At 68.7% G+C, this 17,342-nt stretch carries 14 protein-coding genes; 3 read left to right on the top strand and 11 right to left on the bottom strand.

Features of this window, described 5'->3' with window-relative positions:
* Positions 1–68 precede the first annotated feature (68 nt).
* From C7416_RS16875 to C7416_RS16890, 4 genes are all read right to left on the bottom strand, one after another.
* Positions 69–2,432, bottom strand: coding sequence for an acetamidase/formamidase family protein (locus C7416_RS16875; RefSeq protein ID WP_111519982.1), 2,364 nt, complete (start codon positions 2,430–2,432; stop codon positions 69–71).
* A 96-nt stretch (positions 2,433–2,528) separates the two neighbouring features.
* On the bottom strand, positions 2,529–2,720 hold the full coding sequence (locus C7416_RS16880) for a DUF1427 family protein (RefSeq protein ID WP_012355164.1): 192 nt from the start codon (positions 2,718–2,720) through the stop codon (positions 2,529–2,531).
* A 31-nt stretch (positions 2,721–2,751) separates the two neighbouring features.
* A complete protein-coding gene (locus tag C7416_RS16885) occupies positions 2,752–2,961 on the bottom strand; it encodes a XapX domain-containing protein (RefSeq protein WP_092312193.1) in 210 nt (69 codons plus the stop codon).
* A gap of 27 nt (positions 2,962–2,988) precedes the next feature.
* Positions 2,989–4,014 (bottom strand): acetamidase/formamidase family protein, encoded by a 1,026-nt coding sequence (locus C7416_RS16890; RefSeq protein WP_111519983.1) that lies wholly within the window; start codon positions 4,012–4,014, stop codon positions 2,989–2,991.
* A 405-nt stretch (positions 4,015–4,419) separates the two neighbouring features.
* Here C7416_RS16890 and C7416_RS16895 point away from each other — a divergent pair, with 405 nt between their 5' ends.
* A complete protein-coding gene (locus C7416_RS16895) occupies positions 4,420–5,634 on the top strand; it encodes a CaiB/BaiF CoA transferase family protein (protein ID WP_111519984.1) in 1,215 nt (404 codons plus the stop codon).
* 13 nt (positions 5,635–5,647) lie between these two features.
* Here C7416_RS16895 and C7416_RS16900 read toward each other — a convergent pair whose 3' ends face one another.
* The 5 genes from C7416_RS16900 to C7416_RS16920 all read right to left on the bottom strand — a co-directional run bounded on the left by C7416_RS16900 (position 5,648) and on the right by C7416_RS16920 (position 11,987).
* The gene (locus C7416_RS16900; RefSeq protein WP_111519985.1) at positions 5,648–6,985 is read right to left on the bottom strand and encodes a sensor histidine kinase; all 1,338 of its coding nucleotides are present in this window, start codon (positions 6,983–6,985) and stop codon (positions 5,648–5,650) included.
* A gap of 51 nt (positions 6,986–7,036) precedes the next feature.
* Positions 7,037–8,287: an alpha-hydroxyketone-type quorum-sensing autoinducer synthase gene (cqsA, locus tag C7416_RS16905; protein ID WP_111519986.1), complete on the bottom strand. Its 1,251-nt coding sequence runs from the start codon at positions 8,285–8,287 to the stop codon at positions 7,037–7,039.
* A 473-nt stretch (positions 8,288–8,760) separates the two neighbouring features.
* A complete protein-coding gene (locus C7416_RS16910) occupies positions 8,761–9,939 on the bottom strand; it encodes an acyl-CoA dehydrogenase family protein (RefSeq protein ID WP_111519987.1) in 1,179 nt (392 codons plus the stop codon).
* A gap of 54 nt (positions 9,940–9,993) precedes the next feature.
* Complete coding sequence (locus C7416_RS16915; protein ID WP_111519988.1) at positions 9,994–11,001, bottom strand: tripartite tricarboxylate transporter substrate binding protein; 1,008 nt, start codon at positions 10,999–11,001, stop codon at positions 9,994–9,996.
* Between the two features lie 140 nt (positions 11,002–11,141).
* Positions 11,142–11,987 carry an IclR family transcriptional regulator gene (locus C7416_RS16920; protein WP_373425059.1) on the bottom strand — a complete coding sequence of 282 codons (846 nt, stop codon included), beginning with the start codon at positions 11,985–11,987 and terminating at the stop codon, positions 11,142–11,144.
* A gap of 124 nt (positions 11,988–12,111) precedes the next feature.
* Between C7416_RS16920 and C7416_RS16925 the strand changes: the two genes are divergently transcribed.
* Entirely contained in the window at positions 12,112–13,347 is a 1,236-nt protein-coding gene (locus C7416_RS16925) for a CaiB/BaiF CoA transferase family protein (protein WP_111519990.1), read from the top strand.
* A gap of 303 nt (positions 13,348–13,650) precedes the next feature.
* Here the strand turns inward: C7416_RS16925 and C7416_RS16935 are convergent, their stop codons facing one another.
* Positions 13,651–14,619 carry a Bug family tripartite tricarboxylate transporter substrate binding protein gene (locus tag C7416_RS16935; RefSeq protein ID WP_111519991.1) on the bottom strand — a complete coding sequence of 323 codons (969 nt, stop codon included), beginning with the start codon at positions 14,617–14,619 and terminating at the stop codon, positions 13,651–13,653.
* 61 nt (positions 14,620–14,680) lie between these two features.
* Complete coding sequence (argH, locus tag C7416_RS16940) at positions 14,681–16,186, bottom strand: argininosuccinate lyase (protein WP_111519992.1); 1,506 nt, start codon at positions 16,184–16,186, stop codon at positions 14,681–14,683.
* 127 nt (positions 16,187–16,313) lie between these two features.
* Between argH and C7416_RS16945 the strand changes: the two genes are divergently transcribed.
* The gene (locus C7416_RS16945) at positions 16,314–17,189 is read left to right on the top strand and encodes a LysR family transcriptional regulator (protein WP_111519993.1); all 876 of its coding nucleotides are present in this window, start codon (positions 16,314–16,316) and stop codon (positions 17,187–17,189) included.
* Positions 17,190–17,342: the final 153 nt, after the last annotated feature.

The following is a 17,342-nucleotide window of genomic DNA, read 5'->3' on the forward strand; positions in this document are numbered from 1 at the left end:
CGGGTCGGGGAACCCGCGAGAATACTATAGGCCCGGCAGCAGGCCCGGGCGTCCTTCGTTGCAGACCCTCATGACCGCGTAAACAACGCCTTCCTGATGATGGCATGCACGCCCCAGTTGCCGTTGACCACCTGCGTGATGCCGAAATCCACCGCCACCGAGATCAGCGTCACCGCCTCGTCCTCGCTCAGTCCCTTGACCGTCATCAGGAAGCGCCGCGTCTTGCGGAAGGCATCGCGCATGGCGTCGTCCAGCGTGGACTTCAGGTAGATGTGGCTCTGCGCCATCTGGCCCAGCTCGGTCAGGTGGTTGGGCGAGCTGAAGCCATGCAGGATCCATTCGTCGGCGGTTTCCACCAGCGGGTAGCTCAGGTCCGCGAAGGGCGCGCCGCGTTCGATCATGGTGCTCTTGTGCAGGATCAGCTGGAAGTCGCCGGTCAGCGAGCATTCGATCGCGGTGCCGCACAGCTCGGAATCGCCCTGCGACGCATGCGGGTCGCCGATCGACAGCAGCGCGCCCGGCACCGCTACCTTCAGGTAGACGCTGGCGCCGCGCGTGACGCGCCAGTTGTCGAGGTTGCCGGCGAAGCTGGACGGCGGGATCGAGTCGATCAGGCCGTCCTGCGCCGGCGCGACGGCGATCACGCCGAAGTGCGGGCGGATCGGGATCTCGATATCGCGCAGCACGTCGTGGTTCTTGACGATGGTGTCGTGGTCGACCGGAACGCCGGGATAGTCGATGGTGGGATGCAGCACGCCGAACGGATCGCGCTGCGGCGTCCAGCGGAAGCTGTAGACCGCGCGGGCGCAGCCATCGGCGCGCTCGCAGTCGATCTCGAACACCGTCACCACTTCTCGCTCGCGCGGCTCGGTCAGCATGTCGCGGTAGTGGAAGCCCCACCACGTCGCGGCGTTGCTGCCGAAGGCGCGGCCGGCAAAGCGCGGGTTGGCGCACGGGCGCGGGCGCACGTCGAGGATGCGCACCTCCAGCACGTCGCCGGGCATCGCCCCGCGCACCGCGACCGGACCGGTGCAGATATGCACGCCGAAACCCTCGCCGGCACCGCGCCCGTAGACCGAGGCGTCGATCGGGCCGGCGCCGCGGCGGTCGACGTTCTTCTGCTCGGCGGTCCAGTGGAATACGCTTTCGGCGCCGGGATCGCCGTCGATCATGCGCTCGCGGTCGTCGGAGGCGTGCTGGGTCAGCGTTTCGATGGTGACGGTGTCGCCCGACATCACTTCCAGCACGGGCGGCAGCTCGTGGCTCAGGTAGCCCCAGTGCACGGTCTTGTCGGTGGCCTGCAGCCAGTGGTGCCGGCCTTCCGGACGGGCCGCGTGCGAGCGGGCCTGGGTGATGGGCACCACCGACGGCGCCGGCTGCACACGCGCGCGCGCACCGTCGTTGGCCGGGACGCGCTGCTGCGCGGGGCCACGCCTGGCATCGGCCGGCAGCCCGCGCGACACGTTCAGCGGCGGGCGCTGCGCGGGCGTGCCCGCGGCCTGCTCGCGGTAGGCGCGCGGCGAGATCCCGAACTGCTCGCGAAACGCGTGGCTGAAGTGGGAGGGATCGTTGAAGCCCCAGCGATAGCAGAGGTCGGAGACCGACAGCTTGTCGTACTGCGCATTGGCGAGGTCGGCGCGGCACCGCTCCAGCCGGCTGGTGCGCAGGTAGGCGGAAAAGCTGCTGCCGGATTTCTCGAACAGCTTCTGCAGGTAGCGGGCCGACATGTGCTCGTCGGCGGCGATGGCGGCGAGGCTCAGCTCGGGCTCGGCCAGGCGCGCGTCGATGCGGCTGCAGACCCGCGCGAACACCGCCGCGCGCGACGGCGTCATGTCCGCCGGCGCGCTCGGCTGGTTGTCCGCCAGGGCCGCGCCAAGGCAGGCGAGGATGGTGCTGTCGAAGGGCTGCACCGCCCGGTCATCGGCGGACACCAGGGTGTCGATGCTGGCCGCCATGGACTGCAGCAGGCGCGCGAACAGTTCCGCCGCGTCGCCGCCCAGCACCAGCGCGGAGCGCGGCAACGGCGCGGTGATGCGCGCGTTCAGCAGGGCCTGGCCGATATGCACGATCAGCAGGCGGAAACCGGTGGTCAGCGCCACCTTGCGCGCCGCGTGCTCCGGCACGCAGACCACCTGGCCGGGGCGCAACGGCTCGCGCAGGTCCGGGCCGGCGAGGTGCGCTTCGCCCTCGGTCAGCATCAGCAGCATCAGGCCGCGGCCGTCGCCGGCGGTGATCGCCAGCGTCTGCGGCACCGACGCGATGCAGGTCAGCCCGATGCCGGCGGGCGTGATGCGCGACTGGATCGTGCCGTGCAGGGTGTGGTCGGCGCACAGGCTTTCGCACTGCAGGCGCGCGGCCCTGAGCTCGTCGCGCCATGCGGCGCCGCGACGGTTGCGCGGATACGCTTCGGTGGAAAAACGCTGCAGATGCAATTGAGCCTCCCTGGTTCAGGCTGCCACAGCGCAGGCGCGGCGGACACGGCGGTCCGCCGCGCTGCGCAACGTTGCTGGCGCAGGCCGGCGCTTGCCTTAGCCGATCAGCAGCTGCCCTCGCATCGCGGCTACCAGGACAAAGCCGGCGAAGGTGCCGAAGATGGCAAAGATGCCGCCCAGCACGTTCGGGGCCGGTATCGGCGCCCGTACCGCAGTGTAAAGAAGACCAGTCACCAGGCCAACCGCCGCGGCCTGCAGTTCGGTACTGCCCAATGCGATTTCCACCATGTCATTCCCCCAACGCATGAGTTGCGACGATTCAGTGGCTGGCCGGCGGCCGCCCGAAGGCGATGGTCCGGCGCCACGCGTGCACGATCAGGTAGCCGATGTACGTGAACAGGATCGCGCAGATCCCGCCGGTGACATTCGGCGCGGGAATCGGCAGGTTGAGCCAGGAATACAGGGTGCCGGTGACCAGCCCGACCACCAGCGCCACCAGTTCGTTGCGGCCTATGTAGACGTATTGCATGCGCGTTCTCCGTGGCAGTGGGCGGGCTCAGCCCTTGGCCTTGGGCGGGAAGATGGTGCGCGGCATGGTGCAGTGGATGCCCTGCGTGCCATCGACCACCTGGGTCACGCCGAAGTCCGCCGACACGCTCATCAGCGAATAGGCATCGTCGCGCGACAGCCCCTGTTGCTCGGTCAGCAGGTGGATCATGTCGCGCGCCGCGTTCCTGCCGGCTTCATCGAGGTCCTCATGGAAGCCGTGCACCACCCAGCAGTCCGGCGTTTCCAGCAGCGGCGAGGGGAAATGGAAGTCCTTGCGCAGCACGATCTGGAACAGCACGTTGAGCGAGGCCTCGATTGCGGTGCCGCTGACTTCGCCGTCGCCCTGCGAGATATGCGGGTCGCCGATCGAAAACAGCGCGCCGTCGACCTGCACCGGGTAGTACATGGTGGCGCCCGCGCCGATGCGCCAGTTGTCGATATTGCCGCCATGCAGCCCCGGCTCGACCGTGGTGACGCGGCCGCGCGCGTCGGGCGCGACGCCGGCGGTGCCAAGGTGCGGCCGCACCGGAACGCGCACGCCGGCCAGCGCCGGCTGGCGGCAGCATTCGCGCTCGTCGACCACCTTGCCGGGGATGGTCAGCTTGCCGGGATAGTCATAGGCGTAGAGCGCATGCGCGGTGTTGGAGGCCTGGTCCAGTTCGTAGATGGTGACGCGTTCCTTCTCGAACTCCTTGTACAGCTGGCCCCAGTTGGCGGCGACATTGGCGCCGAAGCGGAAGCGCGGAATCATCTGCAGGTAGCGCACCTCGAGCACGTCGCCCGGCCTGGCGTCCTCGACATAGATGGGCCCGGTCATGATGTGCACGCCCGGGTGGCGGTCGTCGTGCGGAATCCTGCGGTAGATCTCGCGGATGGCGTCGTCCATCATCAGGTCGGGGGCGTCGCCGGCGTGGTGGGTCACGGCTTCGGCGCGGATCAGGTCGCCGCTCTTCACGGTCAGCGCGGGTGCCTGGGTGGCATCGAAGTAGCCCCAGTGGATGGTCTCGGGGCGGGCGGGCAGGTCGTGCAGCATGGTTGTCTCCTTGGTTTTTTGCCGCCGTATCCGCGACCGCATCCGCAGCCGTTCAGCGGATGAGCGGCTGGCGTGGTCGAATCGGTCGGGAAACTGGCGATGTGTCGCAGGGGTTGTGGGCCTGCTTCCGCTGGCGAGCTGGCGTCGCCGCGGTGAGTCAATACTAGGGAGCGGGCGTGCACGGGCAGTAGGGCGATTCCCCCCAAACTCTTGTGTAGCCGCGCACTAAGGTAAACCCGCTGTCGCCGACAGCCATCAGTCCAGGATCGGCGGAGTGTTAATTTTTGATTGACACCGTGTCAACGATCCATGGAATTGTCGACCACGCCTTGACAGTGCAAAATCCGGGCGAAGCCCGGGCCGATCCATCGCAGGCCCGCGAGACACACACAAGGAGATCGCCACATGGCTGACACCACTAATTCCCCGCGCCTGCCGCTGGCCGGCGTGCGCGTGCTGGACCTGTCCCGCGTGCTGGCCGGACCGATGTGCACGCAGGCGCTGGGCGACCTGGGCGCGGAGGTGATCAAGGTCGAGCACCCCGGCCGCGGCGACGATACGCGCGACTGGGGCCTGCGCGTGGGCACGCGCAACACGGCGTACTTCAACAGCGCCAACCGCAACAAGCAATCGATCGGCATCGACCTGCAGCAGCGCGAAGGCCAGCGCATCGTGCGCGAGCTGGCGGCCAAGTGCGACGTGCTGGTGCAGAACTTCAAGTTCGGCGGCATCGACAAGATGGGGCTGGGCTACGAGGCGCTGAAGGCGATCAACCCGGGCCTGGTCTATTGCTCGATCACCGGCTACCGCAGCAACGGCCCCGAGGCGACCCGCCCCGGCTACGACCTGGTGGTACAGGGCGAGGCCGGCCTGATGGCGCTGAATGGCGAGGAAGGGCAGGGGCCGCTCAAGTTCGGCACCGCGGTGGTGGACATGTTCACCGGCATGTATTCGGCGCAGGCCGTGCTGGCCGCGCTGTACGACCGCCAGCGCACCGGCCTGGGCCGCCACGTGGAAATGGCGCTGTACGACTGCGGCCTGATGATCACGGCCTACTACGGCCTGGAGGCGCTGCTGATGGGCGAGGACCCGCCCAAGTACGGCAACGCCCATCCGTCGATCGTGCCCTACGGCGTGTTCGACGCGGCCGATGGCCCGCTGGTGATCACGGTCGGCAATAACGCGCAGTTCCAGCGCTTCTGCACCGAGGTGATCGAGCGCCCGGACCTGGCCGCCGACGAGCGCTTCGCCACCAACACCGGCCGCTCGGCCAACCGCCAGGCGCTGCTGCCCGAACTGCGTGCCGAACTGGCGCGCCGCCCGCGCGAGCTGCTGCTGGCGCGCCTGAGCGCCGCCGGCATTCCGTGCGGCGAGGTGCTGGGGCTGCTCGAGGCCCTGCGCTCGCGGCGCTCGGCCGAAGCCGGCCTGCTGGCAGAGCTGCCCAATCCGGAAACCGGCCGGGTCGAAGTGCTGGCGCCGCCGTACCGGCTCGATGGCGAGCGCGTGCCGGTGCGCGCCGCGCCGCCGCTGCTGTCGCAGGACACGGAGCGCGTGCTGGGCGACCTGCTCGGCATGGACGCCGGCCAGGTGGCCGCGCTGAAGGCTGCGGGGGTGGTGTAAGGGCCGGCGCGGGCTACGACGCCTCAGGCTGCTGCGGCTCCGGCCACTTGCCCTTGCGCGGGAAGCGCATGTCGAACTCGGTAAATACGTGTTCCTCCGAGCGGCAGCTGATGCCCGCGCCCCAGCTGCCCAGCACCTTCTGGCAGAACGCCAGCCCGATGCCGGTGCCGCGGTGCGCGGGATAGGAGAAGAAGGGCTGGAACATCCGCGCCAGCACCTGCGGCGGCACGCCGGTGGCGGTGTCGCGGAACACCACGTGGACCGCGTCGGACTCGACCTCGCAGCGGATATGGATGGTGCCCTTGCCGGCGCGCCGGATCGCTTCCAGCGCGTTCTTCAGCAGGTTGGTCGTCACCAGGCCGAACAGCTGCGCGTTGCCCATCACGTAGGCGCGGCCGGGCAGGTCGACCGTGACCCGCTCCATGTCGCCGGGCTCGAACGGAAAGCGGCCGATGGCGTCGCGGATCACCTCGCCCACTTCGAACCATGCCTGCGTGGCGTTTTCCGGGTTCTTGGAGTTGGCAACCAGCAGCTCGATGCTGTTGCTGATATGGGCCAGGTCTGATTCCATCCGGGCCACGGCCTGCATCAGGCCGTCGCGCTGCGGCGTGTCCTGGTCCAGCGCCGCCGGCAGCCGGGCCTTCAGGCCGCGCGCGGTCATGGCCAGGCTGGTCAGTGGCGTGCGCAGTTCATGCGCGACGGTCGCCAGCGCGGCGGCCATGCCGCGCCGCTTCTGCTCGGCCAGCAGCTGGCGGTCCATCTTGATCACCACCAGCACCGCGATCACGAAACCGATCACCGGCAACTGCAGCAGGATAGGCTCCCACGGGATGCCGCCCATGGAATTGCCGGCCAGCACGAACAGCGCGATCGCCGCCGCGGCGCCCGAGAACAGGGCGATGGTGGCGAACGCGGTGTTGAAGTGATACAGGATCACCACCGCGATGATGACCGACTCGGCCCACACCATCGAGCCGCCGTTCTCCAGGTAGAAGAAGATAAAGGCGAACGGCAGGCCTACCGTGATGGCAAAGAGCGCATAGGGTGGCAGCCAGCGCCGGCCCGAGAACGCAGAGGCAAACAGCAGCGGCACGAACAGCGCAGTGCAGGCCAGCCGCAGCCACAGGTTTTCATAGGGCTGCGGGAACACATAGGACCAGATCACGTAGTACAGCGGGTGCCCCACCACGCCCAGCGCCCCAACCATCTGGATCCGGCGCAGGCGGATGACGCTCTCCTCGTCCAGCAGCGTGGCCCGCGCGGCGGTCTCGAACACGGCCTGCCACGCCTTGCGGGCCAGCCCGGCAAGCGTGGTGCGGCCGTCCTCCGCTTGCGCTACCTTTGCATCCATCTCCAGGACTACTCCTCGCGGATGCCTGCGATCGGCCCGCTTGTGGGATTTTCAGGACTTGCGCCGGGCCCGGCGCGTCGAGGACCACTCTTCCAGCCGGACTTCATCGCGGATGCTGGCGAGCACGCCGACCAGGCGGTCGATTTCGGTGGCGCCAAGTTTCGCATGCAGCGTAAGTCGCATCAATGCCCGGTTTTTCGGCGTCGCCGGCGCACAGAATACCGCGCCGAAGATCCCGCGCCGCTGCAGCGCGTCGCGCAGCACCTTCACCTGCGGCTCGGAGCCCGCCTCCAGCCCGATGATCTGCTCCGAGCCCTCGCTGATGTTGTAGCCCAATGCGGCGATCGCGCCCCGGGTCTCGCGGGTGATCGCATGCAGCCGCGCGCGGCGCTCGTCCGCGGCGGCAATGAAGTCCGTGACCGCATCGAACCACGCGATCTCGTGGCGCAGCAGCCCCGAGCTGAAGATCGCCGGCCGCGATTCCACCGCGAAGAAATCCTTGAAGGCAGTCGAGCAGGCCACATAGCCAGCGCGCCCGGCAAAGGCCTTGGCCAGCGAAGCGGTGCGGAAATGCACGCGCTCCGACAACCCCAGCGCCGGCACCAGCCCGCCGCCGCGCGGGCCATGCGTGCCCAGCGAGTGCGATTCGTCCACCACCAGCACGCAGCCGGACGCTTCGGCCAGTTCGACATAGTCCACCAGCGGCGCCACGCTGCCGGTGGTGCTGTAGACCGAATCCACCATGATCACGCCCGGACCGAAGCGCTCCAGCTGGCGGCGCACGTGCTCGCAATCGTTGTGGCGCACCGGCACCGCCTGCGCGCCCGCGGCGATGATGCCTTCCCACAGCGAGGCATGTCCGTTCATGTCGATATAGACCGGAATGCCGGGGCCGGCGATGCACTGCACCAGGCCCACGTTGGCGGCCCAGCCGGACTGCGCGATCAGCCCGTCCTCGGCCTGCATCAGGTCGGCGATCTTGCGTTCGACCCGGCGCTGCGGCGTATCGCCGTGCATGAACACGGACGACATCAGCAGCTCCGGCGCGTCATCGACAAAGGCCCGCATCTGCGCCTGCACCAGCGAGGCCTCGCCCAGCAGGCACAGGTAATCGTTGCTGCTCAGGTGCAGCGCGTCGGGTCCGGGCGTAAGCCCGTGCAGCAGGTGGTCCCCGCCCCAGAGCTTGCCCATCCGCTCCTCGAAATGCTGTGCCATGCGCGTGGTGATCCAGGGCGGCAGGGTCGGGGCCTTGTTGCGGCAGGCATGGTGGCGGGATTGCACAGGCTGGGCTTGGGCGAACATCGGTAGTCCTTCAACAGGTCGGATGAAAATCGGAGGGAATTGGCTAGGCTTGCATGGCGCCTGCGCCAAAGCCAGCCGCCCATGCGTGGGGGGTGCCGCGCGCTATCTTCCCCATGGCGCGCCGTGTGCCGGCGTGCCATGGGGACCCGGTTCATGTAGCGACCACTGTGCCAGTCTTAGTTAAGGATTGTGACGGGACTTCCACCAATCCCACCGTCTGCTTGCAGACTAGGTTGGCCAGATAGAACGGTCACGCGGCAGCGCAAGGCTGCGGGTATTCAGGGGGGATTTTTGGCACAAGATATGCTCGATTGAGCACTTATGCCGGGCGTGCGCGAAACCGGACGCGAGATGGCCGGTGCGCTGCGGGGGAAGGTCGGGGTTTGCCGTGGTGCGGCACAGGCGGCCGCGCATCGGGTGCGGGGGGCTGTGCGCATGCATCGCCGCCCCGCCGGAGTGCATCGGTCCGCCAATCAGTCCACGCCGGCGCCCTCCAGCACGGCGCCGCGCGCTTCCAGGGTGCGGCGCGCAATATTGAGCTGGTGGATCTGCGTGGTGCCTTCATACAGCCGGAACAGCCGCACGTCGCGGTAGAAGCGCTCCGCCACGGTGCGCGCCATATAGCCGCTGCCGCCGAACACCTGCACCGCGCGGTCCGCCACGCGTCCGGCCATTTCAGAGGCGAACAGCTTGCACATCGACGCCTCCATGGTCACGTCCTCGCCGGCGTCGCGCTTGCGCGCGGTCTCCAGCACCAGCGCGCGGGCCGCGTGCAGTTCGGTGTTGCTGTCGGCAATCATCTGCTGCACCAGCTGGTAGTCGGCAATCGGCTTGCCGAACTGGCGCCGCTGCGCCGCGTAGCGAACCATCTCGTCGACCAGCCGGATCGCCGGCCCCACGCACAGGCCGGCCAGGTTGATGCGCTGCTTGTTCAGCGCCTTCATCGCGGTCTTGAAGCCGACGTTGGGTTTGCCGCCGACGATGGCGCTGGCCGGCACGCGGCAATCCTTCAGGTAGACGTCGCCCACGGGCGAGCCGTGCTGGCCCATCTTGCGTTCCGGCTCGCTGGTGCTCAGGCCCGGCGTGCCGCGCTCGACCAGGAAGGCGCTGATGCCGTGCGCGCCCGGCGTGCCGGGGTCGGTGCGGGCGAACACGGTGAACAGGTCGGCGATCGGCGCATTGGTGATAAAGCACTTGCTGCCGTTCAGCACGTAGTGGTCGCCGTCCTGCCTGGCCGTGGTCTGCAGCGCGGTGGCATCGGAGCCGGCCTCCGGTTCGGTCAGCGCGAAGCAGCCGGTGACCTTGCCGGAAGCGAGCAGCGGCAGGTAACGCTGGCGCTGCGCCTCGGTGCCGTCGGCCACCAGCGATTCGGAGGCGATGCCGGTATTCCCGCCGAAGCGGGCGCGGAACACCGTGGCCGCCTGCGACACCTCGATGTTCACCTGCGCCAGCTCTTCGGTGGTCAGCCCGGCGCCGCCGTAGGCCTCCGGAATGCTGTGGCCGAACAGGCCGAGTCGGCGCATCTGCTCGACCACGGGCTCGGGGATGACATCGGTCTGGTCGATCTGCGCCTCGAGCGGGATGCAGGTTTCCAGCACGAAGCGGCGGAGTTCGGCAAGCAGCGCTTGCTGGCGGGCGGAGTCGCGGATCATGAAGGGGTTCCGGTGGTGGGTTGAGGGTGGTGGGTTGAGGGTGGTGGGGCGCGGCTACTGTGCCGTGATGCCGGCGGTCTTCAGCACGCCGGTCCATTTTTTGGTTTCGGCATCGAGGAAGCGGTCGAACGCGGCCGCGGGCTGCGGGGCCAGGTCCATGCCGAGCTCGGCCAGGCGGCGCGCGGCGGCCGGGTCGGCGGTGGCGCGCGCGGCGGCCTCGGCCAGCTTGCGCACCACCGCGTCCGGCGTGCCCTGCGGCGCGACCAGCCCAAACCAGCCGCCCACTGCATAGCCCGGCAGCTGCGCCGCCTCGGCCACGGTCGGCACGTCCGGCAGCACCGGCGTGCGCTTGGCCGAGGTCACCGCCAGCGCGCGCAGCTTGCCGCTCTGCACCTGCTGGCGCGCGATCGCAGAGGTCAGCGCCATCATCGACACGCGCGCGCCGAGCAGGTCGCTCAGGGCCTCGGGCTGGCCCTTATAGGGCACGTGGGTCAGCTTGACGTGCGTCATCTGCGCCAGCAATTCCGCCGACAGGTGGTTGGATGTGCCGATGCCCGCGCTGGCGTAGGTCAGCGTGCCCGGCTGCTTGCGCGCGGCATCGAGCAGCTGCGGCAGCGTGCGCAGCGGCGATGACGCCGGCACCACGATCACGTTGGGCACCGCGCCGATGCCGGCCACGGCGCGGAAGTCCTTGCCGCCCTTGCCCTTGCCCTGTCCCTGGACAGACGGGTTGAGCAGCGGCCCGACCACGAAGCTGGGGCTGACCGCCAGCAGCGTATAGCCGTCGGCGGGCGCCCTGGCGACGAGGTCGGCGCCAATGGCACCGCCGGCGCCGGTCTTGTTCTCGACGATCACCGGTTGCTGCAGCACCTTGGCCATGTTCTCGGCAGTGATGCGGGTGACCGAATCGACCACGCCGCCCGCCGAGAACGGCACGATGATTCGCACCGGGCGGTCGGGGAAGCGCGCCGCGTCGTCGGCGGCCAGCGCGGCTGCAGGCGTCAGCGCGGCGCAGGCCAGCATGCCGGCAGCGAGCCGGCGCCATGGGTAAAAGGCATCCATCTTGTCTCCTTGGTTGCCTGCGCCCGGGACGTTGCCAGGCGCGAGGTCGGTCTCATGCAGGCCTCTGTCGGGCCGCTGTCATGGCCCCGCCGGCGACATTGCCGACAGGCTGCGCTGGCACGCTGCTGTCCCGTAACGGGTCAGCGCGCGCAGCTCAGTTCGATCTGCCGCACCGCTTCGCGCAACCGGGGCGCCACCTCGCGCTCCAGCAGGTTGTCGCGATTGCGCGATGCCGCGATGGTGCAGTTCAGCGCGAACGGGTCCTCGTGCAGCGACTGGCGCAACGGCGCCGCGATCGCATGGATCTCGGGCCGCCACTCGCCGCGGCTCAGGCAATAGCCGTGCGCGCGGAAATGCTTCTGGTCCTCCGTCCACATCTGGCGCTCCTGGCCGAAGCGCTGCGGGTCTTCGACCCGCAGTCGGTTCAGCAGCGCGGTGCGCTCGTCCGCGCTGCACGCCAGCAGCACCGCGCGGCCGATCGCGCTCGCCAGCAACGGGCGCGTGCTGCCGATGTCCGGCTGGTAGAAGTTGCCCGGGTCCAGCCGGCAACTGTCGACGTAGACCACCGACAGGCGCTCGCGCATGCCCAGGTTCACGGTGCAGCCGGTTTCGCGCGCGATGGCCTCCATATAGGGCCGGGCCACCTGGCGGATCGCCAGCCCGGCCAGCATCGGATAGGCCAGCGCCAGCACGCCGGCGCCGAGCCGGTACTTCTGGTTGCCGGGCACGCGGCTGAGGAAGCCCAGCAGCCCCAGCGTGTACGTCAGCCGCGACACCGTCGCCTTGGGCAGCCCGGTGCGCGCCACAATGTCCTGGTTGCCCAGCACCGGGCTTGACGGCGTAAAGGCGCGCAGCACCTCCAGTCCGCGCGACAGGTTGGTGGCGAACTGGCGGTCCGTGGCGAGGGCGTCCTCGCTGGCCAGGCCGGGCAAGGGCAGGGCTTCCGGGTTGCGGTCCATGCGGTGCGGTGGTTGCTTGGGTTCCATGCTGGGATCCGGAAAAGGGGGCGTCAATGTTGTAGCACGACCGTTCCGCACAGCGAAACCGTACTTGCGCCCGGTCCTGCCGCCTGCCACCTTGCAGCGGAACAACCTGCCGCCGGAGACTCGCATGCCAGACACCAACGCCCCGCCTGTATCGCCCGAAGCACCAGGCAACGGCCCGCTCGCCGGGTTGCGCATCCTCGACATGGCCACCGTCGTGGCGGCACCGTTCTCCGCCACGTTGTGCGCCGACATGGGCGCCGAGGTAGTCAAGCTGGAACTGCCCGACGGCAGCGATCCGCTGCGCGGACTCGAGCCGGTCACCGAAGAGCACGCGCTGTACTGGAAGGTCACCAACCGCGGCAAGCGCGGCATCTCGCTGGACGTGCGCACGCCGCGCGGCCGCGAGATCTTCCTGCGCCTGCTGCCGCGCTTCGACGTGCTGGTGGAGAATTTCCGCACCGGCACGCTGGCGCGCTGGGGGCTCGATCTTGAAACGCTGCACGCGGCCAACCCCAGGCTGATCGTGCTGCGACTGACCGGCTTCGGCCAGACCGGGCCCGATGCGACGCGCCCGGGGTTTGCCCGCATCTTCGAAGCCAGGAGCGGCTTCACCAACCTGGCCGGTACAGCACAGAGCGGGCCGATGCATATGAACTACCCGGTGGGCGACATGATCGCCGGCCTGTTCGGCGCCTTCGCCATCGCCACCGCCGTGGCGGAGCAGCGCGCCAGGCCAGCCCAACCCGGCCCCGAGATCGACCTGGCCGCCACCGAGGCACTGTTCCGCCTGCTGGACCCGCTCGCCATCGAATATGAACAGCTCGGCCACGTGCGCCAGCGCGCCGGCAACCGTACCACCTACGCCGCGCCCTCCAACATGTACCGCACCGCCGACGATACATGGGTCACCGTGGTGGCCTCGTCCGACGCCACCTTCCGCCGCCTGACCGAGGCCATGGACGCGCCGCAACTGGCGCAGTCCCCGGAGTACGCCACCAATGCCGGCCGCGTGCGCCATATCGACGCCCTCGACGGCTGCATCGCCGAGTGGTTCGCCGCGCAGCCCTACGCCGCCGCGGCGGCGCGGCTGGAACAATGCCAGGTGCCGTTCAGCAAGGTGTTCAGCATCGCCGATATCGTCGAGGACCTGCAGATGGTGGCGCGCCAGGCCATCGTCCGGCTGCCCGATGCGGACCTGGGCACGGTGCCGGCGCCTTGCGTGGTGCCGCGGTTTTCGGGTTATGCGCCGCCGTTACCGCGTACCGGTCCGGATGTGGGGGAACACAATGCGGAGGTTTATGGGGAGTTGGGGATTGGGGAGGAGGAGTTGGCGCGGTTGCGGGGGGAGGGGGTGGTTTGAGGGGTTGGGCGAATCGGCCAGCCATGACAGGAAGCTGAACGTATCAAAGGGCCAGCCTCCGCGCCTTGTGGGCACGTCCCTAGAAAGCGTTCCCCGCATGAGCGCGCTGTCGCGCTCCAACCTGATGGCGATGCGGTCCTTTGCCGAGGCGTGGCCGGATGGGGCAATTGTCCAACAGCTTGTTGGACAGTTTGCCTTGGGGGCACAACCAAGTGCTGTTGCAGAAGCTAAAGTCGGTCGATGCCTGGACTGCATGTGGGACTGGCGCCCGCGCAGCGCCGCCACAGCGCGCCCGCGACACCCTCAGTCAATACCCGCCCCCGACTCCCGCACCAGCTTCGCCCACTTGTCCGTATCGCGGCGGATCAGCACCGAGAACTGCTCCGGGGTCGCGGTCAGCGGCGCGGCCCCGGCCTGCACCAGCTTGTCCCGCATCGCCTTGTCCTGCGCGATACGCGTGATTTCCTGCGACAAGCGGCTGGTTACCTCGGGCGGCAATCCGCGCGGACCCACCACGCCGAACCAGACATCCGCCTCATAGCCCGCAATGCCAGCCTCGGCCATGGTCGGCACGTCGGGCAGTGCCGGCGAGCGCGTGGCGCTGGTCACGGCCAGTGCGCGCAGCCGGCCGGCCTTCACATGCGGCAGCGAGCCCGGCAGGTTGTCGAACATCAGTTGCACCTGGTTGGCAAGCAGGTCGGCCATCGCCGGGCCGCTGCCCTTGTACGGCACGTGCACGATGTCCACGCCCGCCATCGACTTGAACAACTCGCCGGACAGGTGATTGGTGGTGCCGTTGCCGGCAGAGCCCATATTGAGCTTGCCGGGATTGGCCTTGGCATAGCTGACCAGCTCGCGCACGTTTTTCGGCGGCACGTTCGGATTGACAACCAGGATGTTGGGCACGCCGGCGAACAAGGCCACCGCCGAGAAATCCTTCTGCGGATCGAACGGCAGCCTCTTGTAGAGGGTGGCGTTGATCGATTGCGTTCCCACCGTGCCGAACATCAGCGTGTAACCGTCGGCCGGCGCCTTGGCCACAAGGTCGGAGCCGATGGTGCCGCCGGCGCCCGGCCGGTTGTCCACCACCACCTGCTGGCCGAGGGTTTCGGACAAGCGGGTGGCCAGTACGCGGCCGAGCAGGTCGGTGGTGCCGCCGGGCGGGAAGGGCACCACCATGCGGATGGGTTTGTCGGGGTAGGGGCCGGCCATGGCGAGACTCGTCGCCAGCGTCAGACATGTGGCAGCCAGGGCATGTGCAATGGTTTTCATGGGGGCAGGGTCTCCGTGGGACAAGGATAAGGGCAATGCCGGCTGCGATGCGCGGCGCGGCTCAGCTTTGTGATGCAAGGTGGTTGAGCGAGCGCTTCAACGCCGCGCGCGCGGCGTCGAGGCGGGCCCGAGTGGCGTCGAGGTGTTCGCGCGCATGGTGCGTGGCGGCGCGCTGCGCGGCGACGTTTTCGCGCACCAGTACCGGCGCGGGTCCGCCGGCGGCCATGCGCGCGGCGACGCCTTGTTCGGGATCGAGGCAGCGGGCGACCGCGGCGGCATCCAGCCCGGCCGCGCGGCCGGCGACGCGCATCGCGGCGGCATCGACCATGTCGGCGCTGATTTCGTCGGCGGGCAAGTGCTGGTCGAGTGCGTCGCGCACCACGGCACCGACGATGTGATGCGCCTGGCGAAACGACATGTCGGCCTCGCGCACCAGCGCATCGGCCAGGTCGGTCGCGGTGGAGAAATCGCGGCGCGCGCGCGCCAGCATGCCGGCGCGTTGCGGCGTGGCGTTGGCGATCACCAGCCGCAGCAGCGACAGGCAGCGCAGGCATTCGTCGCCAGCCTCCCAGAAGCCGCGCATGCTCTCGCGGTTGCCGTCGCCCGAGTGCGTGAAATGGCTGCCCTTGAGCGCGGCCAGCGCCCCGGTCAGCAGGCCGATCATATGGCCGCCCTTGCCCTTCAGGTATTCCAGCACGACGGGGTTCTTCTTCTGCGGCATGATGCTGGAGGTGCCCGCGACGCTGTCCGGGAAGTCGATCAGGCCGAACTCGGGCGTGGCCCAGACGTACAGGTCCTGCGCTACGCGGCCCCAGCTCACCGCGCCGATGGTGATCGCCGCCAGCATCTCCCAGGCAAAGTCGCGCGAGGCCACGGCGTCGAGCGAGTTCGGCGCATGGGTGGAAAACCCCAGCCAGCGTGCCGTGGCCGCGCGGTCGATCGGGAAGGCGGTGCCGGCCAGTGCGCCGGCGCCGAGCGGGCAGGCGTCGAGATGCGCCAGCGCCTGCTCCATGCGCGCCATGTCGCGGCCGAGCGACTCGGCAAAGCCGGCGAGGTAATAGCCATAAGTAATCGGCTGAGCGGCCTGCAGGTGCGTATAGCCGGGCATCACCACCGCGGCATGGGTGTCGGCCTGCTCCAGCGCCACGGTGCGCACCGCCAGCATCGCTTCCAGGATATCCAGCGCCAGGTCGCGTGCACGCAGCCGGTCATGCGTGGCCAGGATGTCGTTGCGGCTGCGTGCGACATGCAACCTGCCGCCGGCGTCCGCGCCGGCCATCTGCATCAGGTGCGCTTCGTAGTTGAAGTAGGCGTCCTCGCGCGCAGGATCCAGCGGTACGTCGGCAGGACCCTCGGCTTCGATGCGCAGCAGTGACTGCGCCAGCACCGCGGCCACGTCCGCCGGGACCAGCCCGGTGCCATGCAGCATCAGCAGGTGGGCCTGATTGATATCGGTCAGGTAGCGAAAGCCGCTGCCGAATTCGCGCATCAGGCGCGGCAGGTAGATGTGCTCGCAAACCTCGGCGGCGGTGGGCTGGGTCAGGCGTCGGCTGACTTTGGATTCCATTGCTGTGTGATCTCCGAAACGATGGAGCAAGTATGGAAATCCGCTGTCCATATCGTCAAATCAGTATTCTGACCATGCCTATACGGATTTGATATGCTGCCTGGGAACCCGCCGACCCCAACCAGCCATGAACTACAAGCAGATCGAAGCGTTCCGTGCCGTCATGCTGACGCGCTCCATGACCGAAGCCGCCGCGCAGCTCCATACCTCGCAGCCCAACATCAGCCGCGTGATCGGGCAACTGGAACGCGAGGCGGGCTTCCGGCTGTTCGAGCGCGTCGGCAACCGGCTCGCGCCGACAGACGAAGCCGAGGCCTTGTTTTTCGATGTGGAGCGCTCCTTCGTCGGCCTCGACAGCCTGCGCGCGTCGGCACGGTCGATCCGTGAATCGGGCGTGGGCACGCTGCGCATCGGCACCGTGCCGTCGATCGCGATGAGCGTGATGCCGCAGGCCATCCTGGCCTTCCGCGAGCGCTATCCGGACGTGCCGATCGCCGTGCATACGAACGATTCGCCCACGGTCGCCAAATGGACCGCGGCGCGCTTCTGCGATATCGGGCTGGTGTCGTACCTGGCCGATACCACCGGCACCCGCAGCAAGTTGCTGCGCCGCGAGGACGGCGTGTGCATCGTGCCGGCGACGCACCGGCTGGCGCGCAAGCGCCGCCTTCACGCCAGCGACCTCGATGGCGAGCGCTTTATCTCGCTGACGCATGGCGACGGCACCCGCGCCACGGTCGACGCCGCGTTCGTGCCGGATGACCGGCGCGTGCTGACGCTGGAGACGCCTTATGCGGCCACCATCTGCACGATGGTGGGCATGGGGTTGGGGGTCAGCGTGGTCAACCCGCTGGTGGTGCGCAGCCTGAAGCCGGCGGGCGTCAAGGCGATTCCGTTCGAGCCGGTCATCGCTTTCGAGAGCCACATCCTGTTCAATCCGCAGCGGCCGGTGCCGGCGCTGGCGCAGTGGTTTTTGGAATGCCTGCGGAAGGTTACTGGGTAAGTGGCTGGTAGCGGGGGGCTGGGTTGGATTGGAAACTCAGGGGGCGGCTCCTTGCGACCCAATGCAGGCGTTCGAGCATCGTCGGCCTATGTCTGCTGTGCGGCGATTGCGGTCCCACGACGGTTGTGGGCGAGCGGCCGGAATGCGTCACCA

It is taken from the genome of Cupriavidus phytorum, assembly GCF_003254285.1.
GTDB lineage: Bacteria > Pseudomonadota > Gammaproteobacteria > Burkholderiales > Burkholderiaceae > Cupriavidus > Cupriavidus phytorum.